The sequence below is a fragment of the Sphingobacterium sp. 1.A.4 genome (assembly GCF_002734245.1).
GTDB classification, from domain to species: domain Bacteria; phylum Bacteroidota; class Bacteroidia; order Sphingobacteriales; family Sphingobacteriaceae; genus Sphingobacterium; species Sphingobacterium tenebrionis.
The window spans coordinates 1-22,048 of sequence record NZ_PEAZ01000081.1 but is presented as its reverse complement, the minus strand read 5'-3'; the positions used below and the strand labels follow the sequence as shown (position 1 = coordinate 22,048).

Sequence of the window (22,048 nt, the reverse complement as noted above, 5' to 3'; positions counted from 1 at the left end):
CGATGCAAAACGGTTACATTGAACGTTTCAACCGCACATTTCGGGAAAGTATCCTGGATGCCTACCTCTTTGAAGATACACAGCAAGTACAGATACTTGCAGAAGAATGGATTCAGGATTACAACTACAAAAGACCACATGAGTCATTGGGAGGAAAGACACCAATGGAATACGATGCCCTGCCGGCGGCATGTTATCAATAGGTCAACTTTAAAAAAGATTGACCTATTGATAACAACTATTTTTAAATTTGAAAACTCGCCTGGATGCCAGTCCGAAAATAGGGAGGGTTACAAAGGGATTGACCAAACTATTAATCACAGTTCAATGGAATAACCAAAACTGGGACTGTTGCTTTACGAATCAAGGCTTCAGATACCGATCCGGAAAGGAAATGATCAAATCCTGTTCGGCCATTGTTGCCTACGATAATGAGATCGGCAGTCCATTCTTTGGCCACACTAAGTATTTCATCCCTGATATCTCCCACACGGTTAAATGTAAATGTTTCTTTTGCGTCCAGGAATTCATCTGCCACTCTGTTAAGGTAGTCTTGGGATGCCTGTTGTTGGATCTCTGAAACTTCAGGAACAATGATGGGTTGCTGACCTAAAAGTGGGTCTACACCATAAGCAGTCGGGGAGGTAGGCGGAACTACGGTAACCAATGCCAAGGATGGTTGGATATTGGTGACGATCTGTTTGGTATAGTCGATAGCCCGTTGAGAACATGGTGTCTCATCGATAGCTAATAATATGCGGGAGAATTTTAATGATGCCATTTTTTTTTAGTATTTAGTAATTAGTATTTAGTAATTAGTATTTAGTAATTATTATTTAGTAATTATTATTTAGTAATTATTATTTAGTAGTTAGACTGTAGGGTCTATAATCTAGTGTCTATTATCTATAATCTTTAATGCTATAAACTAATGTACGAAAAAAAAACGTGGTTTACTTGGGGAAAAAAAAACGTCATTGCGAGCCTCCACGTCATTGCGAGGAACGAAGCAATCTTTCGATAGGTGTAATGATTGCTTCGTTCCTCGCAATGACGGTATGGTCCTCGCAATGACGGTAAAATCCTCGCAATGAGGGTGTGTTCCTCGCAATGACGATCTAAAACTTTATCAATTAATCGTTAAATCAACTTAAACATTGAATCTGAAGTGCATAATATCACCATCCTCAACGACATACGTCTTTCCTTCTACAGCTAGTTTTCCGGCTTCTTTAACCGCTGCCTCCGATCCATAATTCACGAAATCTGCGTACTTGATCACCTCCGCGCGTATAAACCCTTTTTCAAAATCCGTATGAATCACACCAGCTGCTTGTGGTGCAGTAAATCCTCTTTCAATCGTCCAAGCACGTACTTCCTGCACACCTGCCGTAAAATAAGTCGCCAAGTCCAACAACGAATAAGACGCACGGATCAATTTATAAACACCAGATTCTTCCAAACCAAGATCTTCCAAGAACATCTTACGCTCTTCATAATCTTCTAACTGTGCAATCTCCGATTCAATCTGTGCTGAAATAATCAATACCTCTGCATTTTCATCCTTCACAGCCTCTTTTACACGCTCCACATACGCATTTCCTGTATTCACAGAAGCTTCATCCACATTACATACATAAAGCACCGGCTTGATGGTCAACAAGGTAAGATCCTCAATAAACTCAAAGTCCTCAACCGAAATAGGAGCAGTACGGGCAGATTTTCCAGCTTCCAAATGTTCCTTCACAACAGAAAGGATCTCAAAAGTGCGTTTAGCATCCTTATCTCCACCTGTCTTCGCCATCTTCTCTACCTTTTGGATGCGTTTAACCACTGTATCCAAATCTTTCAGTTGCAATTCGGTATCAATGATCTCCTTATCACGGATAGGATCTACCGAACCATCCACATGGATCACATTTCCATCATCAAAACAACGTAAAACATGGATGATCGCATTGGTCGTACGGATATTTCCCAGGAATTGGTTTCCTAGACCTTCACCTTTGGAAGCCCCCTTAACCAAACCAGCGATATCAACAATCTCAATGTTGTTCGGAACAATACGTTGAGGATTTACCAATTCTGCTAATTTGTTCAAACGCTCATCCGGAACAGTGATCACACCCACGTTCGGTTCAATCGTACAGAACGGAAAGTTTGCTGCCTGCGCTTTCGCATTGGATAAACAGTTAAATAAGGTTGACTTGCCCACATTCGGTAGGCCTACGATACCACATTGTAATGCCATAAGTAATTTATGTTAAAATTGCGACAAAGATAAGAAAATGAAGCCACAATTTAGAAGGACATTTTTCTATTCCCTAAAGCAGGATTACATCAAAATTTTACAAAATTTAACATTTTACCGATTAATCCTTGGCGGTCATTTCAAAGTCATAGAATCAAAATAAGGCAGACCATAAGGTCTTTAATAAAAGATAGATCAAGAGGTCTTTAATGATAAGGAGGATATTATGAAAAAATTATTTTACGCAGCATTATTTCTTGGAGCTTTCGTTTTTGCTAATCCGGCAAATGCCCAAATCAATGTAAGCTTCAATATTGGCGTACAACCTAATTGGGGTCCGGTTGGATACGATTATGCCAGATATTATTATATCCCCGAAATTGATGTGTATTATGATGTGTCGAACAGGTATTACCATTATTACGACGGTAGACGCTGGGCAAGACACAGGTCTTTGCCGGGACGTTATGGACATGTAGATCTGTACCGCACTTACAAAGTGGTGATCAATGATTCCAATCCGTGGCGGAACCATCGTTCGTACTACGATCGTTATCATAGATATTCCAGGAATTATTCCCAGGTAAACCTAAGGGATGGCCGTGGAAATAATAAATATTATAAAGACCGCGAAAAGCATTACCGTAAAATGGAAAAAGAACGTAATAAATACCATAAGAAAATGGATAAACATTACAGAAAACATAGAGGGAGAGATTAGTGTGTAAGTTTAATTGTAGGAAAGCCGCTTCTTAACGTAAGTTCTGAGGCGGTTTTTCTTTTCCATGTAGCCGAAAAACCACTTTTAAAAGGCTTGGATTTTCCTGCTTTTGGTTATATCGGATAATTCGTACTTTTGTGAAAATTTAAACGTATTCATTGGCTATGTTGAAGAAGTATTTTGCTGGTATAGTCGCCATTTCTGTTTTTACAACCCTTTTTTCCTGTCATAATATTATTGGCTCCACCAAGGATGACCTACAGGATTCCGTATTAATAGAAAATGAAGAGGAAGAGCTGGTTGCCAAAAAGGATACGGTAAAACTCATGGATATCCTGGATTCCTTAAACCGGGGTAAAATCACTTTCCCAGCATTGGATTCCATCAATAAGATTGATCCTAAAGTTGCCAAACGTCGATTCAGGGATAGTATTTACAACGAACTGAATAAAAAAGAAAAACATATCTACCTGACTTTTGATGATGGACCTTTGATCGGTTCTCGTGCTATTGATTCCATCGCCACCTTCAAACATGCCAAAGTGAATGCTTTTGTTGTCGGGAGACATGCCAACATGAGCAAACGCCTCAAGAATGACCTTCAACGTTATAAAGACAACCCGTTGGTGGAAGTCTATAACCACAGCTATACGCATGCAGCAAACCGTTTTCATGCCTTTTATTCCAACCCGGATATGGCTTATGCTGATTTTGCCAAGTGTGAAACTGATCTGGGTTTGACCCATAAGATCGTGCGCATGCCGGGAAGAAACATCTGGTTGTTCGATGATACCAGAAGAATCGACCTCGCATCAGGCGGTCAGACAGCTGATCTATTGGGCATCAATGGATATAAGATCTACGGATGGGATGTGGAATGGAAGATCAATGGGCTATCAGGAAATCCTGTTCAGTCCGTGAATGAGATCTATACGCGTATAAAAAATATGTTGGGCAATAAATCAACTTTAAAACCCAATAATGTGGTGTTGCTGATGCATGATGATATGTTCCAAAATGTGAAAGGACAGCATTTGCTAACCAGTTTGATCGATAGTTTGAAACAACATAAAGACTATAAGTTTGAATTTATGAGTAATTACCCGGTAAAATACTAGGTTTTTAGCCCCTTGTTTAAACTTTTGTGGTCAATTTAGGTTTAATGAGATATGACCATCAAACAACTGTTCAAAAAAATTCTTCCGTTTGCCAAACCGTATAAAAACCTCATTTTTTATACCCTTTTATTAACGGTGGTAGGGTCATTCGCCGCACAGGTAAATGCCTTTATCCTTAAATATACCGTTGATACCATCAGTGAGCTATTGGTAAATAAAACCCCGCTCCGACAGGGCTTGTCCTTGCTAGGCGTGATTTCAGCCATCCTTTTAGGAAAGGAAATCATCTATTCCATTGTGCAGTTCGGTCAGAAGTTCTATGGAGAGAAATTGCGGATCATGATTGCCCGTGACTTTTCCCAAGCCATCGTCAATAAGATCCTGACCTATAAAATGGCCTTCTATACCTCCAGCATCAATGAATCCGGAAAACTACAGACCCGTATTGATGCCGGTATCAGTTCCCTAACCAGATTGGTCCAAAACTTTTTCATCGATATCATGCCCCTGTTCGCCAATGCGATTGTCGCCTTGGTCTGTATGTTCTTGGCCAATTTCTATGTGGGTTTGGTGGGGCTTTTTATCATACCTATCTATTTCTATGTTTCCCAGATGCAAGCAAACCGTCTTTCGGGATTTCGGAGGAACATGCGGAAATACCGGGAGAACAAAAGTAACCAGATCATCAACCTGATCGATTCCATTACCGTAATCAAATCTTTCGTCAGGGAAGATATCGAAGCGGAAAGGCATAAAGAGATCCAATATGAAATGACGGAGAACCAGATGGCGACCCGCAAGACCAGTTTCCTTTTTGATAGCATCAAAGGATTTGTCGAGCAGATCGGGGTGGTTATCGTGATTATCCTAACGGCCTATTTTGTATTGAACGAACAGATGTCCATCGGGGCTATCATGTTCCATATCATGTTGTTCAACAACGTTTCAGCACCGATCAGGCAGTTGCATAGGATCTATGATGAGGTCAATGATGCCTTGATCTATTCGGAGAGCTTCTTCGAAATCCTGGAAGATGAAGGCCAAAAGGAACCATCTGGAAATTATAAACCTGCCCATATCCGCGGGCTGATCGAGATCAAGGATGTTACCTTCTCTTATCCGAATGGCCATCAGGCATTGACCGATGTCAACATGACCATCCAGCCGAACCAGAACACGGCTTTGGTGGGATTATCCGGTGCAGGAAAGAGTACCATCATCAATCTTTTGGATAAATTCTATGAGCCTTCCTCCGGACAGATCCTGCTGGATGGGGTCGATCTTAAAGAATATGACACCGATTTTTTAAGGGAAAATGTAGGGTTGGTTTTGCAACGAAACCACATCTTCAAGGGCAGTATAGAAGACAATATTCGCTATGGAAAAACGGAAGCCAGCTTAGAAGAGGTTCAGGAAGCTGCTAAAAAGGCCTATATCCATCAGCAGATCCTGGAATTACCAAACGGATACGATTCAGAAGCACATCTGTTATCAGGTGGGCAGCAGCAGCGGATTGCCATCGCCCGGATGTTCCTGAAAAATCCGCCGATCATCTTTTTGGATGAACCTACGGCTAACCTGGATGCCATTGCCACCGAGCAGATCAAGAACAGTTTGGATGCGATCAAGGTCGGTCGAACCGTGATCATTGTTTCCCATAGTATTTCACAGATCATTGATTCTGAACATATCATCGTAATGGAAAAGGGTAGGGTTGTGGAAGATGGAACACACGAGGAACTGTTCGATCAACATGGAACCTACCATCAGATTTTCAGTGCGATGGCCAATAGCTTGAACATTCATAAGATCACCGAGTCCATGAAAGAAGATTAGCAATATATTTTTCCAGTCCAAAATCAATTTTAGGCGTGTTTTTTGTGTAACAACAAAAAGATCGTTAGACGGAAAGTTATATGCTATACCCACTATTAAAATCCTATGTTAAGTTTGGATTGAACTGGTATGTCACAGAATGGCAAATCAAGAACCTGGAATTCGTCGACCAGAAGAATCCGGCATTGCTAGTATCCAATCATCCCAATTCCTTTTTTGATGCCTTGGTGATTGCTGTACACTCACCAGCGGAAATCCTTTTTCTTGCGCGTGGGGATGCCTTTAAAAAACCGATCGCCAATTGGGCATTGCGGACCTTCTTTATGCTGCCCATCTACAAAAGGAACGATGATGAGCAAGCTGATATCATGAATGCTTTTACCATGGATGAATGTGTGAAGGAACTGAGTAAGGGCAACAAGATCCTGATCTTTCCGGAAGGCGTATCCCGAAATCAACTGACCTTACAGCCCTTTATGTTCAAAGGCATGACCATGTTGATCGAAAGGGCCATCCAACGGGATATTCCGCTACAGATTCAGCCTTACGCCTTGGGTTATAGTTCCTTTGATGAAGTACCTAAAGCGGTGTCCATTGAAGGCATGTCGCCGATCGACTCCACCAATTACCTTTCCGGACCTAACCAGGTGGAAACCGAGAAAATCATGATGGATCTTCGGGAGAAGTTGGAATTTAACCTGACAGGCGAATTCCTGACACCGAGCCAGAAAAAACAACAAAAAGTATGGATAAAAATCCCTGCCCAGATTGGGTATTATACGCATAATTGGTTCTACCAATTGGTGAAAAAACAGATCAAGAAAAAGACGGAAGGCAGCATATTTTATGATTCCCTTCTTTTTGGGGTATTGCTGTTCGGATATCCGATTCTGATTTTCCTATTGAGCATCATCCTGGGAAATATCTTCAATTTCACCACAGGATTCCTGTTCTTTATCCTGATGCCGGTATTTTCTTATTGCTGGGTGAATTACAGCCCCATAAAAAAGCAAGAGTATGTTCCGGAAGGAAGAGGGAATGCCCTTAGGAAATAGCCTTTTTACCCGGTCTTAATTTTTGCATCAGTCTCTTGCCGAATTTAAAAGCCAAATACAGCAGGATTAGCACGATGATAATCGCAAGTACGGGCAGAAAGACGGCGAAAATACTCATGATGGTCGAGAAGATCGTCTCTACGGTAGAAATCAGAGGATTGGCGATTCCCGCGGTTGTTCCAGTAGATGCAGCTCGAGTTCCGGCCATGGCCGAACTGATGGTGGCTGCTGTTCCACCGCCGGCAATAATGGCCAGGGCCCATTGTGTCCAAGCATTCAATTCCGTAAACTGGGATGCTACTAATAGGGAACCGGCTACAGTAGCCAATGGAACTGAAATACTGTCCAACGCGTTGTCGACATAAGGGATATAATAGGCAAGAATTTCGATCAAAGTGGCGATTCCAGTGGCAATCACTGCGGGTAGACCTCCGATCCAAGCATAGGCGTCATTCACAGGGATCCAGCCCATGAAAGTTCCCAGACTAATGAAAAAGATGGGTAGAAATATTCGAAAGCCAGTTGCAGCGGCCAACCCAACACCAACAAATAGTGATAATATATAGGGAATGTATTCGGTCATAAGAGGATTTTTGATTTTCTACATCAAAAATCCATCCAATTATCCTTTTAAATTAACCTTCCAGTTCCATGATCTCTTCCGCCAGATTCTCCCAATCAGCTTGAAGTTTATCAAAGCTTGCTTTTTCAGAATTATAACGACGGGTATGATCTTGCAATTTAACAGCATCGCTGTAAACTTCTTCTTTCGCCAATTCCACCTCCAAATCCTTCACCAAGATTTCCTGTAGCGCAATCTTTTCCTCTAAAGCAGCCAATTCCTTGTTCTTTTTCTGCAGTAATCGCTTGTTATCTTCCGTTGGTGCGGCCTTTACTTTCTTAGGTTCTTCTTTCACTTTCTTTGCCGCAGGTTCTTCCGCTTTCACGACCCGCTTAGCAGACCAAGCTTCATATTCCTGATAGGTTCCCGGATATTCCTTGATCTTTTTATCCTCGATATACCAGATTTTATTCGCAACATTTTCCAGGAAATAACGGTCGTGGGAAACCACAATGAATGTTCCTTCGTATTGTTGCAACGCTTGGATCAGGATGTTTACCGAAGCCATATCCAAGTGGTTGGTTGGCTCATCCAGTACCAAGAAATTCGCATCTGCGGTTAGGGCTTTTGCCAAGGCCACCCTGGATTTTTCACCTCCAGAAAGCACCTTGATCTTCTTGAACACATCATCACCCGTAAAAAGGAAACAACCCAAAATAGAACGCAATTCCGTTTCGGTATGTTTTGGCGCAAAGGCCACCAGTTCTTGTAGGATGCTATTTTCCAAGTGCAGGGCCTCTAATTGATGCTGCGCAAAGAAGGTCTGCGAAACATTGTGCCCTTTGGTGGAAGTACCTTCATAATCGTTGTCGGCATCGGCTACAATCCGTAATAGGGTGGATTTACCTTTACCATTCGCACCGATCAAAGCAATCTTGTCGCCTTTTTCGATCAGCGCATCGGTATTCTTTAAAATCTCCAGGTTAGGGTATGATTTGGAAATGTTTTCCATGGTCACGACATGCCTGCCTGAAGGTTTGGAAAACTTAAAGCTGAAGTTTACTTCCGGGTTGTCATCATCCACCTCGTCCACCTTTTCCATCCGATCCAAGGCTTTGATCCGCGATTGAACCATTTTCGCCTTACTGGCCTTTGAACGGAAACGCTCGATCAAACGCTCTTCCTGCTTGATCTTGGCCTGTTGGTTTTTGAATTGATTACTCTGAATCTCTTCCCGCAGGGATTTCTCCTCCAGGTAGAACGTGTAATTCCCGGCATAGATGGTCAGTTTTCCTTTTCGGGATTCCACGGTTTTATTGATGATCCTATCCAAGAAATAACGGTCGTGGGATACAATTACGATTGCCCCTTCAAATGCCTGCAGGTAAGTTTCCAGCCATTTGATGGACGGAAGGTCCAAGTGGTTGGTCGGCTCATCCAGTAGGAGGATATCAGGAGTCTGCAATAAGATCCGGGCAAGCATCACGCGCATCCGCCAACCTCCAGAAAAGGTAGCCAAAGGACGTTTTTGTTCCTCTTCGGAAAATCCCAGACCGGCTAGAATCTCATGGGCGCGAAATTCAATGCTATACCCATCCAAAGCCTCAAATTCCATCTGTTTATCGCTCAGTTTGTTGAGGATATCATCGGAATAATCGGTCTCTAGTTTTAGCAATAACTTTTCGATTTCGGTATGCAGCTGGTTCTGGCGCTCGAAAGCTTCCATGGCAACATGCAGAATGCTTTTATCCGAATGGTAGGACAATAGATCCTGGTTCAGATAACCGATCTTCAGGTCCTTGGCCATGGAAATGCTACCACTGGTCGGCGCATAATCGCCCACGATGAGTTTCAGCAAGGTTGATTTTCCTGCCCCATTGGCTCCGATTAAACCGGCTTTGTCCCCAGGTTTGATGTGCCAATTTGCTTCATCATACAATGCACGTGCTCCAATTTCGAATGTTAAGTTATTTATAGATATCATTTCGGATGCAAAAGTAATGAATATTTCTCCATCTTTGGCTACATTTGCAGGTATGTATAAGCTCGTAAAACCATTTTTCTTTTCAATGAACCCGGAGAAGGCGCATCATACGGTGACCGGAGGGCTTCATGTATTCAATAAAATCTGGGGATCTAAGGCCTTGTTGAAATCGCTTTACAGCGTGGAAGATCCGCGATTGGAAACCAAGGTGTTCGGATTGACCTTCAAGAACCCAGTGGGTTTGGCTGCAGGATTCGATAAGAATGCGGAGTATATTGAGGACATGGCAAAGTTGGGATTTGGTTTTATTGAGATCGGTACGGTTACTCCAAAGCCACAGCCGGGAAATGATAAACCGCGGATGTTTCGATTGGTTAACGATTCGGCCTTGATCAATAGGATGGGTTTCAATAATCAGGGAGCAGATGTGGCGGCGGAACGATTGAAGCATCTGAAGGATCGGAATGGGCTTATTATTGGGGGGAATATCGGAAAGAATAAGGTGACACCAAATGAAGAGGCGGTCAATGATTATATCTATTGTTTCCATGCGCTGTATGAGCATGTGGATTATTTTGTGGTGAATGTGAGTTCGCCAAATACGCCTGGGTTAAGGGATTTGCAGGAGAAAGAGCCATTGAAGCATATTCTGAATACCTTGCAGCAATTGAATACGGAGAAGGCTTCGCAGAAACCGATTTTGTTGAAGATTGCACCGGATTTAACGGATTCGCAGCTGGATGATATTGTGGAGATTGTGATGGATACGAAGATTGCGGGGGTGATTGCTACGAATACGACGATTTCTAGGGAAGGGTTAAGGAGTGATGCGGAATTGGTTAAAGAGGCTGGGGGAGTGAGTGGTGCGCCATTGACGAAGCGGTCTACGGAGGTGATTAGGTATTTGTCGGAGAAGTCTGGGAAGGCTTTCCCGATTATTGGGGTTGGAGGTATTCATTCTGCGCAGGATGCGTTGGATAAATTGGATGCTGGCGCGAGTTTGGTTCAGGTGTATACCGGATTTATTTATGAGGGACCTGGATTGGTAGGGGATATTTGTAAAGGGATTTTGAAGAGACGGGGGTAGGGATTGCGTCATTGCGACTATATCGTCATTGCGAGGAGGTACGACGAAGCAATCTTTGAACTTTGTCATCCTGAGCGGACTTTGTCATCCTGAGCGTAGTCGAAGGATCTGTACGGTTGCTTACGAACAGATGCTTCGACTACGCTCAGCATGACATGCGGGAAGATTGCTTCGTGCCTCGCAATGACGCAACCTCCTCGCAATGACGCCTAATAAAACCAAAAAAGCCGGAGAACTCCGGCTTTTTCATTATTAATTGTTAGTGTAAAAGACTTTATTGTTTTTCCAGGATATACTTATCCTTCAATGGTCCCTCAATAGGCTTCCCGTCCTGATCCAAAGAAAACAACCTGTTTTCTCCGACCTTCAACTTCATATTCACTTCCTTGCCCATCAGGTGCACCACACTTCCATTATCATGCCACATAAACTTCCCGGTATCTTCCACCTTGGTATCTCTTTCCTGATAAACACCCATATAACTAAACGTCTCATCATTATTCAAAACAATGGTCGTCTCTATACCCGGACAATCCGCACAAGGAACAACCCCTTTATAGGTTCCATTCCAATCCAAGGAATTCTGCGAATTGTGCGCATGATCTGCATGAGCAGTGGCTGTCGTATCCGGAGATACCAATTCCGAAGTGTCCTTCGTTTCAAATTGCTTTTTATTATTGGAGGTACAAGCGCTAAAAGAAATCAACGCAATGACCCCCATTGCCAAAAATGTGTTTCTCATACTTTTATTAAAAGTTTACCTAATTTACTAAAATTCTTCGATTAAGATGTAATATATAGTAGTTTGTTACATAATTTTTCTTATAATATAATGAATAAGCTACATTTTATACAATTTGCGCCCATTAAATTATTTATTAGTTCAAAATTGTAAAATAATCGATATTTCCTCTTTTATTATTCAATTGTAACAAAGGAAATCCAAACCTATACTTACTAGAAAAATCATGAATAATTAACAATTTCCACATGTTGGAGGTACTGAATGAAGTAAATAAACTTATAAATCAGCTTGTATAAGAAAAACAGGTTAAATCTTTATTAATTTCTTCGGATCAAAAGCATGGTTCAATGGGCCATTTCCCTTTCCGATCTCCAGGTCTACTGCTGCAGCAATTGCCTGATGTGTATAAAAAATCCCTTTTTCACAAGCCGTTTCCAAATCTTCGCCTAGTGCCAAATAACTAGCTATGGCCGATGAAAGTGTGCAACCTGTACCATGTGTATTCCGACTTTCTATCCTTTCCGTTTCAAAAATCTTCACATCCTTATCCCTTTGGACCAACATACTACTAAGCACATCCGAATCCAGATGCCCCCCCTTCAATAGCACTGCTTTAGCACCCAAATCCAAGGCCGCAGAGGAAATACTTTCCATGTCGGCCAACTCCTTAACCGTTTCTCCCAATAAATAGGATATTTCGGGAAGGTTCGGGGTCAACAGGTCCACTAAAGGAAAAATATACTGCTTTACACGCATCAAACAATCTTCCTCCATAAGCCTATGCCCACTACTGCTGATCATCACCGGGTCCATCACCACTTTCCCCTGATAATCCTGCAAAAATTCCGCTAAGAAAGCAACATCATCCGCCTGATACAACATCCCGATTTTTATCACATCCGGATAACAATCTTCAACTATCGAAATAAGCTGTTGTTGGAAAATAGCAGGGGGTAGGGCGAAGACCGATTTAACACCTAGGCTATTCTGGATGGGTAAAGCTGATAGGACATTAACAGCATAACAGCCCAATGAACCGATGGTTTTATTGTCGGCCTGAATGCCGGCACCTGCAGACCCATCAAAGCCTGCAATGCTCAACACCGAAGGAACCCGAAAGCTGGTCTTTTCCTTCATGCTTCCAAAGATATTCTGGTCTTCTCCTTCATGCTCCCAAAGATATTAAACTTTCATCAACTCTTTTAGCCTTAACACCGTATCGCGATCCTTTTGCCGCTCACTTTCCGATAGGATATCCCAAGGGATCATAGAGGGATGAAGTTTCAACTGATCATCCCGCACTTCGCCAAAATCCCATCCCTGGATATAGCGATGTGCCATCCAACGGTTATGTTCGATCATGGCCAAAGTTTCCAGGTCATCCCCTTCAAAATCCAAGCTGGATGGATCTGGATCAACCAGAGGTTTGCCTGTCAGCAAAAATTTATAGATGATATGATCGGCCTGCGTCCTGGAGGCATCCTTCGCATCTTCCGATAAGGTCAACCAATCCGAAGTATAACTTGCACTCTCCGACTCGGTGCCAGCCAATAATTTCCTATAATCATCATGGATTGCCTGTGCCAATCTATCCTGTTTCTCGCCGGTAATAAATTCGATATTACAGGTCTCCTCCATATTTCCAAAGAACTGGATCCGCTTCAATTCCTCTTCCTGCGCAATCAATGACCTTAGGCCATCACCTTCTGTATTCAGACAGAAAATGGGGAAGTCCTGACCTTTGGTCCGATCCAACATTTCCAAAGCCAGGTTGAGGTTGGTCTGATCATCCGCATCGGCATGGATAACCAAACTGCGATTCCCTTGTTCCAATAATCCCGATTCTTGAAAGATGGAATTGAACGATCCCTGGAACGGGACAAAAGAATACTCAAAAATATGATGCGCCTTAGGGAACTGTTCTTCAAAAATGAGCTGCTCTGCTGCTGCATTGTTCGAAAAGACCAAAATCCTAAAATCTTGTTGGGGATCGAAGTGCAAGATCCGGAAGGCCTGAATCATCAAAGCCTTCGCATAATCAGAATAGCCGATAAAAACCAATTGCTTCAGAGGTTTCAAATCCATTCCATGCTCCCGAACTAAATGAGGAATTCGGTTGAAAAAAGAACGAGCGACCATCTTATGGATATTGAAAAAATGAAGCTCAATATTACTGCGTTCAAACCGGAGGCCGGCATTCTTCAACAGATCCACCAGCCGAGGGTTTCGAAGGTGGATGTAGCATTTCAACAACTGATCCGAAGGTTTCTTCTTCAAGATTTCCTGCACCTTTTGAACGATTTCGATCACCGTCTGTTCGTTTTCCAGAAAAACGATCAACCGGGAAGCTCTACGGATGCCCGCCTCCATTAAGGTATGTTCATCCTCCGCATTCCCATTGATGAGCAGATGTCCTTCTTTTTTGATGCTGCTGCTATTTACATGTTCCAATTCCTTTTCGATCGCAATCGCCTTTTCCTGTTGGTCTTTCTTCACGCTATGCAATAACTGTTTTCCCTTTTTCGAAATCCCCACCGAAATGGTATGCCTGTTTTTGAAAGAAGCCTTCAATAAATTCAGCTGTTCCGAAAAGACCTTTTGGATAATCTTGTATGCCCCAAACAATAGGATGAAAATACTGCCAATCTTGACCAGGATCAATTCCCAGGGAACATGATCAGGTTCCAAGGAACTTGCAGAGGGATCCCCACCAAAAACGATCTTGATGATGCGGTAGATGCGGTCCGGGATATACCGAAGCACATTACTCTCCGGAAAATACTTCGCCAATCCTATCCAGGACAAAATGATCATGGCTATGATAAATAAAATGCCTAGGAGGCCTTTCTGTCTGCGGGTTAACTTCATTCGTCGTTATCTTTTTTTCGCTGCTATTTGTTCAGATTCTGTTTTGCTTCCTTCAACAGGTTTTCCACTTCGGTCTTCAAGCCCTTATCCTTGATTTTTGCTAATTGGATTTCCGTGACGGCCAACAATCTTTTTCCAAGGTATTTCTGTTCCGGATGCTTCGAGAAATGTACCGCCAGCATGGCCCGGGATAGGGGATGATGGTTATAGGCCACCCCTAAAATCTGCAGGTTCGCATCGTTCTTGATAGGGTAGTTCTTTCGAAGCACATCCAAGATATTATTGTTGGAGTTTGGCGAAACTGTCCGTGTGTAAGGATCCTCGAAATACCAGGTATTGAAATCGGCTTTATTGCCAACATAAGGAAGGATAGAGCCGGTTTCTTCATCGTATTTCTTCCCATAGAACAATTCCAAATCATTTGTCAGTTTATCCTTGTTGATGTCGACCAATCCAGGGATTTCCCAGATATGGATGCTATTGCCTTCCATCAGACTGGTCCAGGTCATGATGTTCTTGTCGCCTGGCATGATGTACATTCTATCAAAACGTTGGTTGATAAAAGGCATGGTCAAAATATTGCCCGTTTTAGCATCAATGACTTTTACAACATAGTTCAGGTTGTCCGTGTCATCCTGAATGATGATCCGTTGGTCATCTTCGGTGAAATGGAAATTCGTGGATGTTTTGCTGACCCGGATGTTCTGTCCAAAGGATTTCTTTTTATCCAGATCCCATAACCGCATATGGTTGGCATCCTCCGAAATGGCCATGACATTGCCTTTGTTATTAAACGTGATAAAAGGGAATTCAATCGTTTTCAATTTAAGGATGGGTTGGAAGTTTTGGGTTTCCAACACCTGGGTATTACCATTTCCTTCCACCAGAACCAAATGTTTACCTGCGGGATTGAACTTCCCAGAACTTAAATTTTCCTTACCTTCTTTAAGCACCTTTTTGCTGGCAATATCGACTACTCTCCATTTCCCAGGTTCTACGATAATCGCTTTGGTAAAATCTGATGAAACCGAAAAACCAACTAAAAGTTTACTCTCTTCATAGGTTAATAATTGTTTTCCGGTAGCTACATCCCAAGCAGCGAAACTGTTTTGCGAAGTTCGGGTCAACACCTGACTTTGATCGGCATTGAAGAGATAAAGTTTGGCCTGGGTTGCAAATGGTGTTCCTTTCTGTTTACCGGTTGCCGCATCAAAAATATAGGTCTTTCCGCTGGCGCCCTTTACCAAAATATGTTTTGATTTATAGAGGACCATCATTGTTTCCAATACTTCCGGAATCCGGATAAACCCTTCGGTTTTTTCTTGGGTGTCCAAGTTTATCTTATCGATCTGCTTTTTGTTTTTATAGGAGATCAAGGCTTCATTTTCTAACTGCCCAGGAATGAAAATCTTCATATCCTTTGGCCCAAAGAATTGGGCAAGGTTCAACGGCAATGACTTTACATTTTCAATAAAGGTCTGTTTATTATTGCTGACCAAGGTTTGGGTCCAATCAGGAGAAGTAAAATCCAGATTAGATGGGTCATTTTCGATGATCTTATTCAATTTGGAAAGGTAGAATAGGTTCTCGGGAAGAGGACTGCTTTTCAATACCCTACCGGAGTTGGGATCCAATCGGCTTATGGAATTTCCACTCCCTGCAAAAAGCTCTTTGTTTACAAAACCAGCATATTGATAACCTGCACCATTGATAGGCCTTAAACTAGCCCAGGATGCACCAGTGCTGAAATTATAGGCATATAATCCATCCAGGTTATTGACCAAAATCTGGTTCCCGTCGTCTGAAAAGGTTGCTTTTGCAATACTGGAATTTAAGGACTTTTCGGTCAGCTCTTTGGCATTCCCAGCTTGGATATCAAAGAATTTAACCGTTGTTAAATCACTGTTTGGAGTATGGCTCAACACAAAGTTTTTAGAATTGCTGGAGAAATAAGCACTGTTGGCACCATACTGTGGCATATTCCATATTAATTGTTCCGACTTGGTTTCTGTATCCAATAAATAGAATGCCGTTTTAACAATAAAAATAACGTATTTACCATTTGGCGAAACTGCCAAATTATAAACAAAACTAGAATCCTGATTCGCTCGGAGTAATTCCTCCTTATCCTTTTCAATATCATAGCGAACAATGTTGTTCCGATCTTTTGCTGTAACATAGACCCGTTGCTGCGCATCGAACAAAGGATATCGGATTTGATTGATATAAATGCTATCCACTTGTCTATGGAATTTTCTATTTACGGCATCACAAACCTGAAGTACATTTTTGAACCCGCCTACATTGGCAAATCCAACGAGCCATTTACCGTTCGGGCTGAATCGCAGATTCCCATAGTTCATATTGGGCATCAGGGTCAGATCTTCTTGTACGGCCAACATGGAATTGGCAAATAATTTGGCGCTTTCATCCCCACGCCGGGTTGCCTCAGCAATATATGCGGCTCCATCGCCATACTCGCTTTCGGTCAATTTATTGATGCCAGAGGTATAAAGTGATTTCGCGAGGTTCCTTAAGGCAGAATTTCGCTGGTTCCAGGCAAATATCCCAGCGATGATGGCCATGATGGCCAAGGCCGAGATCGCTGTAGCAATGCGTTTGATGTTGCGGTTCTTTTGCTTCATCTTCTCCATCTGATAGGCCTGGTCGCGCTTGGTCAATTCACCCAATGGAACCCCTAAAATGCCGGAGATGATCTTCAGCAAGGCCAAATCCAACCGCTTTTTGTATTCCTCCACTTCCGCTTTGATCTGCTGTTGCGGAACATTATTATCGTGTAGTTGCCTTCTTAGCGCCTCTGCGGAGGTAAATCCTTCCTCTTGGCTGTGGGGGATGCGAACATCCGCAGCCAACACCTCTTCCGGTTTTGTTTCATCCACTTTCCCATCGGCATCCACATGGAATCTCAATTCTGGCGGGAAACATTGGGCATCGGTCTGAACCTCTCCGTATTCGGGTTCTCCACTGATGATCAATGCCATAACCTGTTTGGATTTTCCCGTTTGCTTGAAATAGCGGATCTCATCCCTTACATACGTGGATTTCGCCGAACGGGGCGAGCTGAGGTAGATCAGAAATTCGGAATTGTCCAAGGCAGAGGTCAAGGAATTGCTCAAACTGGAACTTGCAGAAAGTTCCTTTTCATCCTGAAAAACAGGGTAGATCTGCCGCGGAATTTCCTGTCCGGCCTTATTTTTCTTACCGATGAGATCCTCCGGGATTTCATAGGTCTCTAAAGCATGATGTAGCCAGTCTGCCCATTTGCGCCCTTCCCCCTGATTGTTTGCATGACTGTAGCTAATAAATGCTTTATATCTCTTTTCGTTTTCTTGGTTCTCCATAATTAGCTCCTTTCTCTAACACAAAAATTAATCCACAAAGTTTTTGTAACTTCTTAATAGGCTTGAATTGTTTTTATCCCGAATTTGCTACCTTTAAAAACCTTTTTTAAAACATACGATTAAACATAAACAGCAGACAGAATTAAAATATTGATCGTATTATATGCATAACAAACATTCAAAGATGTACTGGGCATTGGCAATCTCCTTGCTTTTTGCTGGTCCATCCATGGCTACTACATTTTCAGAACCTATAGCCCAGCATATCCAACAGCAGGATAGCGTGTCGGTTGTTTCCATCAGTAAGATTAACCCAACAACAGTAGAGCTATTATTATCCAATAAGCAACGTATTGCCTTGGATTTTTATGGGAACAACATCTTTCGGATCTTTCAGGACAACCATGGCGGAATCCTGCGCGATCCGCAGGCAAAACCTGAAGCCCAGATTCTGGTCGATAATCCCAGGAAATCCGTGAACCAGCTCCAGGTAGCATCTGATGCCAACATGGCTAGCATCGAAACAGCAGAACTGAAGATTGAGGTCGATAAAAAAACAACCACCTTTAAAGTTTATAATAAAAAGAACAATCAATTGGTCTTGGAATCCCTTGCCGCTTTCGCTTTCGATAAGAAGCAGGTGGTCTTGAAATTCAAGGAAAATCCAGATGAATATTTTTATGGAGGTGGGGTGCAGAACGGCAGGTTCTCCCATAAAGGGAAGACCATTCTGATCGAAAACACCAACAGCTGGACAGATGGAGGAGTTGCTTCGCCAACACCTTTCTATTGGTCAACCAAAGGCTATGGCTTTATGTGGTACACCTTCAAAAAAGGAAAATACGATTTCGGCAACAAAGAAAAATCCGTTGTCAACCTATCCCATGAAACCAATTACCTGGATGCGTTCATCACGGTGAGTGATTCACCGATCGGTTTATTGAACGATTTCTACCAATTGACCGGCCATCCGGTTTTGATTCCAAAGTTTGGATTCTACCAAGGTCATCTGAATGCGTATAACCGCGACTTTTGGAAGGAAGATGAGAAAGGGATTCTTTTTGAAGATGGTAAACGGTATAAGGAGAGTTCCAAGAATGAGGGCGGAACGAAAGAGTCCTTGAATGGAGAAAAGAACAATTATCAATTTTCTGCGCGAGCGGTGATTGATCGCTATAAGAACCATGATATGCCCTTGGGTTGGGTACTTCCGAACGATGGTTATGGAGCGGGCTATGGGCAGACCGAAACCTTGGATGGCAATATCCAAAACCTGAAGGAATTTGGGGATTATGCACGTCAGCATGGGGTAGAGATCGGTCTTTGGACTCAATCGGATTTACATCCAAAGGATTCCATTGGGGCCTTATTGCAGCGTGATATCGTGAAAGAGGTGCGCGATGCCGGGGTTCGTGTCCTGAAAACGGATGTGGCCTGGGTTGGAGCTGGATATTCCTTCGGATTGAATGGTGTGGCCGATGTGGGGCATATCATGCCTTATTATGGCAATGATGCACGACCCTTTATCATATCACTGGATGGCTGGGCCGGAACCCAACGTTATGCCGGAATCTGGTCAGGAGACCAGACAGGTGGGGTTTGGGAATATATCCGTTTCCATATTCCAACCTATATTGGTTCCGGCTTATCCGGACAGCCGAATATTACTTCGGATATGGATGGTATCTTCGGCGGGAAGAATAAAACCGTCAATACCCGCGATTTCCAATGGAAAACATTCACTCCAATGGAGCTGAATATGGACGGTTGGGGTTCCAATGAGAAATATCCGCATGCCTTGGGCGAACCGGTAGCTTCCATCAATAGGCATTACCTGAAATGGAAATCGGAGCTTATGCCTTATGCTTATAGCATTGCCAAAGAAGCTTTGGACGGAAAACCCATGATACGCGCCATGTTCCTGGATTATCCTAATCCATATACCTTAGGAACTTCTACTCAATATCAATTCCTTTACGGACCAAGTATTTTGGTGGCTCCGATCTATCAGGAGACCAAGGCAGATACCTTGGGGAATGACATCCGCAACGGGATTTACTTGCCGGAAGGGGAATGGGTGGATTATTTCTCGGGTGAAACATTTGCAGGGAACCGAATTGTGAACAATTATCAGGCGCCGATCTGGAAATTGCCTGTTTTTGTAAAACGTGGAGCTATTATTCCATTGACCAACCCGAACAATAATGTTACGGAGATCAAGAAAGATCATCGGATCTATGAGGTCTATCCATTCGGCAAGACCATCTTCAACGAGTACGATGATGATGGGGCAACGCAGGCCTATCTGTATGGGCAAGGAGTGACCACTTGTATCGATTCGGAGTTGGATGATAAGGGCAAGGCCAAGATCACAGTACACCCGACGGTTGGTGAATATCCAGACTTTGTTGCAGAGAGATCGACGGAGTTTAGGGTAAATGCTACGGCTAAACCGAAAAGAGTTTCGGCCTTTATTGGCAAGAAAAGGGTGAAATTAACGGAAGTGAACAGCTTGGAAGATTTCAATAGCGGTACGAATGTTTATTTTTATGAGGAGCGTCCGAATCTGAATCAATTTGCGACCAAAGGAAGTGAATTTGAAAAAGTGTCCATCATCAAGAATCCATTGATCCATGTGAAAGTGGAGAAGGTGAATACGCAAGAGGAGGCAGTTTCTACGGAGATCCAAGGTTATGAATATCAACCTACAAATACCTTCCTGAAATCTACCGGTGCTGTTGCTGCTCCTGCCAATGTGCAGATCAGCGAAGCAAATACCAAAGCTTATACGCTTAGCCCAACATGGGATTTGGTGAATAACGCAGATTATTACGAGATCAGTTTTCAGGATATGTTGTATTCACATATCCAGGACAGTACCTTGTTGTTTGATGGGCTGAAAGCGGAAACGGATTATCAATTTAAGATCCGTTCGGTGAATAAGGATGGGGTTTCGGATTGGAAGGATTTCCAAAAGAAAACCAAAGCGAATCCATTGCAATTTGCGATTACGGGAATTACGGCGAGTACTTCCGTGCCTAACCAGGGTTCTGAAGGGGTGAACAGGTTGTTCGACTTTGATGAAGGGAATATGTGGCATACCAAGTGGGGTCAGAAAGCGGTGCCATTTGATATGATCATTGATCTGAACTCCTTTAATCAATTGGATAAGTTCCATTATTTGCCGAGATCTGGCCGTGGGAATGGAATTTTGTTGAAAGGAAAGGTGTATTACAGTTCGGATAAGAAGAATTGGACGGAAGCAGGGGATATCAACTGGGAAAACAATGATAGCGAAAAGCAGTTTGTGTTTGCAGAAAAACCGAATGCAAGGTTTATTAAATTGGCAATCAGTGAAGCGGTAGGCGGATTTGGATCGGGTAGGGAAATGTATGTGTTCAAAGTTCCTGGAACGGAGAGTTATCGTCCGGGGGATATTAATAATGACCGTTTGATCGATCGGAATGATTTGACTTCTTATCTTAACTATACGGGTTTGAGACAAGGTGATGCGGATTTTGAAGGTTATGTGAGTATTGGGGATATCAATAAGAATGGCTTGATCGATGCTTATGATATTTCGAATGTAGCAACGCGTTTGGATGGGGGAGTGGAGATTAATTCGGATGAGAAATTAGGTGGTTCTATTAGTATCAGTACGGATAAAGTGAATTATGCGAAGGATGAGATCGTGGAAATTCATGTGAAAGGGAATAAGCTTGTTGGGGTTAATGCGTTGAGCTTTGCGCTGCCTTATAGTCCGCAGGATTATGAGTTTGTGGGAATTGAGAATATTTTGGTGAAGCAGATGGATAATATGACGAATGATCGATTACATACGAATGGTCAGAAGGCGTTGTATCCAACTTTTGTGAATTTAGGAAATCAGGAGACGCTGAAGGTTGATTCTGGGGATATTTTTGTTATTAAGTTGAAAGCCAAACGTGGGGTGAAGTTTAATTTGAAGATGCTGGATGGGATATTGGTGGATAAGGGGCTGGATACGGTGAGATTTTAGTTTTTAGATTATAGATGATAGACGATAGATTATAGACTTTACCGTCATTGCGGGCTATACGTCATTGCGAGGAACGAAGCAATCTTTTTTTCTCGTCATTGCGAGGAACGAAGCAATCTTTTTTTTATCATTCTAGGCCTTTTTTGTCATCCTGAGAATTAAAAATTTGAACTAAATTTATCGGAAGGTGATGACATTTAGTAACTTAGTTCATTGACCATTCTGCAGTTTGACCGGACTATCGTATAGTGCATCTTGCCTGTCCCTGAGCTTGGTTCCATAGATTGAGGCATTGGAGTTTGGTACATCTTTTAGATTGTCCGTATGGTAGCCTGCCGTTTATTTTTCCTCTATGGGCTTAATGGTTTCACATTTTAATTGATGTGCCATGAAAATCATTCACGATCATGCTGCGGGGATCGATATCGGTTCACGCAGAAT

At 42.6% G+C, this 22,048-nt stretch carries 15 protein-coding genes; 7 read left to right on the top strand and 8 right to left on the bottom strand.

The window, feature by feature from the left end; all coding sequences use genetic code 11:
• On the top strand, window positions 1–203 hold a 203-nt coding region (locus CRJ00_RS13940), incomplete at its 5' end, for an integrase core domain-containing protein (RefSeq protein WP_099367019.1).
• Window positions 204–313: 110 nt separating this feature from the next.
• Here CRJ00_RS13940 and CRJ00_RS13935 read toward each other — a convergent pair.
• Complete coding sequence (locus tag CRJ00_RS13935; protein WP_099367378.1) at window positions 314–781, bottom strand: universal stress protein; 468 nt, start codon at window positions 779–781, stop codon at window positions 314–316.
• A 369-nt stretch (window positions 782–1,150) separates the two neighbouring features.
• Complete coding sequence (ychF, locus tag CRJ00_RS13930; protein ID WP_099367377.1) at window positions 1,151–2,251, bottom strand: redox-regulated ATPase YchF; 1,101 nt, start codon at window positions 2,249–2,251, stop codon at window positions 1,151–1,153.
• Window positions 2,252–2,477: 226 nt separating this feature from the next.
• On the opposite strand from ychF, the gene CRJ00_RS13925 reads away from it, so the two are divergent.
• The 4 genes from CRJ00_RS13925 (at window position 2,478) to CRJ00_RS13910 (ending at window position 6,981) form a co-directional block, all read left to right on the top strand.
• On the top strand, window positions 2,478–2,972 hold the full coding sequence (locus tag CRJ00_RS13925) for a hypothetical protein (RefSeq protein ID WP_099367376.1): 495 nt from the start codon (window positions 2,478–2,480) through the stop codon (window positions 2,970–2,972).
• A 164-nt stretch (window positions 2,973–3,136) separates the two neighbouring features.
• On the top strand, window positions 3,137–4,090 hold the full coding sequence (locus CRJ00_RS13920; RefSeq protein ID WP_257213793.1) for a polysaccharide deacetylase family protein: 954 nt from the start codon (window positions 3,137–3,139) through the stop codon (window positions 4,088–4,090).
• Window positions 4,091–4,141: 51 nt separating this feature from the next.
• Window positions 4,142–5,926 (top strand): ABC transporter ATP-binding protein, encoded by a 1,785-nt coding sequence (locus CRJ00_RS13915; RefSeq protein ID WP_099367375.1) that lies wholly within the window; start codon window positions 4,142–4,144, stop codon window positions 5,924–5,926.
• A gap of 80 nt (window positions 5,927–6,006) precedes the next feature.
• Window positions 6,007–6,981 carry a 1-acyl-sn-glycerol-3-phosphate acyltransferase gene (locus CRJ00_RS13910; RefSeq protein ID WP_099367374.1) on the top strand — a complete coding sequence of 325 codons (975 nt, stop codon included), beginning with the start codon at window positions 6,007–6,009 and terminating at the stop codon, window positions 6,979–6,981.
• Here CRJ00_RS13910 and CRJ00_RS13905 read toward each other — a convergent pair.
• Both CRJ00_RS13905 and CRJ00_RS13900 read right to left on the bottom strand, forming a co-directional pair.
• Window positions 6,971–7,564, bottom strand: a complete 594-nt coding sequence (locus CRJ00_RS13905; protein ID WP_099367373.1) for a DUF4126 domain-containing protein — start codon at window positions 7,562–7,564, stop codon at window positions 6,971–6,973. The two genes, CRJ00_RS13910 and CRJ00_RS13905, sit on opposite strands and share 11 nt — an antisense overlap.
• A gap of 52 nt (window positions 7,565–7,616) precedes the next feature.
• Window positions 7,617–9,527 carry an ABC-F family ATP-binding cassette domain-containing protein gene (locus CRJ00_RS13900; RefSeq protein WP_099367372.1) on the bottom strand — a complete coding sequence of 637 codons (1,911 nt, stop codon included), beginning with the start codon at window positions 9,525–9,527 and terminating at the stop codon, window positions 7,617–7,619.
• Between the two features lie 52 nt (window positions 9,528–9,579).
• Here CRJ00_RS13900 and CRJ00_RS13895 point away from each other — a divergent pair, with 52 nt between their 5' ends.
• Window positions 9,580–10,614 carry a quinone-dependent dihydroorotate dehydrogenase gene (locus CRJ00_RS13895; RefSeq protein ID WP_099367379.1) on the top strand — a complete coding sequence of 345 codons (1,035 nt, stop codon included), beginning with the start codon at window positions 9,580–9,582 and terminating at the stop codon, window positions 10,612–10,614.
• A 274-nt stretch (window positions 10,615–10,888) separates the two neighbouring features.
• Here CRJ00_RS13895 and CRJ00_RS13890 read toward each other — a convergent pair whose 3' ends face one another.
• The 4 genes from CRJ00_RS13890 to CRJ00_RS13875 form a co-directional block, all read right to left on the bottom strand.
• Window positions 10,889–11,356 carry a copper resistance protein NlpE gene (locus CRJ00_RS13890; protein ID WP_099367371.1) on the bottom strand — a complete coding sequence of 156 codons (468 nt, stop codon included), beginning with the start codon at window positions 11,354–11,356 and terminating at the stop codon, window positions 10,889–10,891.
• 309 nt (window positions 11,357–11,665) lie between these two features.
• Complete coding sequence (gene thiD / locus CRJ00_RS13885) at window positions 11,666–12,496, bottom strand: bifunctional hydroxymethylpyrimidine kinase/phosphomethylpyrimidine kinase (RefSeq protein WP_099367370.1); 831 nt, start codon at window positions 12,494–12,496, stop codon at window positions 11,666–11,668.
• A 45-nt stretch (window positions 12,497–12,541) separates the two neighbouring features.
• Entirely contained in the window at window positions 12,542–14,227 is a 1,686-nt protein-coding gene (locus tag CRJ00_RS13880; RefSeq protein ID WP_099367369.1) for an NAD-binding protein, read from the bottom strand.
• 23 nt (window positions 14,228–14,250) lie between these two features.
• Complete coding sequence (locus CRJ00_RS13875; protein WP_099367368.1) at window positions 14,251–17,589, bottom strand: TIR domain-containing protein; 3,339 nt, start codon at window positions 17,587–17,589, stop codon at window positions 14,251–14,253.
• A gap of 163 nt (window positions 17,590–17,752) precedes the next feature.
• Between CRJ00_RS13875 and CRJ00_RS13870 the strand changes: the two genes are divergently transcribed.
• Window positions 17,753–21,607, top strand: coding sequence for a TIM-barrel domain-containing protein (locus CRJ00_RS13870; protein WP_099367367.1), 3,855 nt, complete (start codon window positions 17,753–17,755; stop codon window positions 21,605–21,607).
• Window positions 21,608–22,048 lie beyond the last annotated feature (441 nt).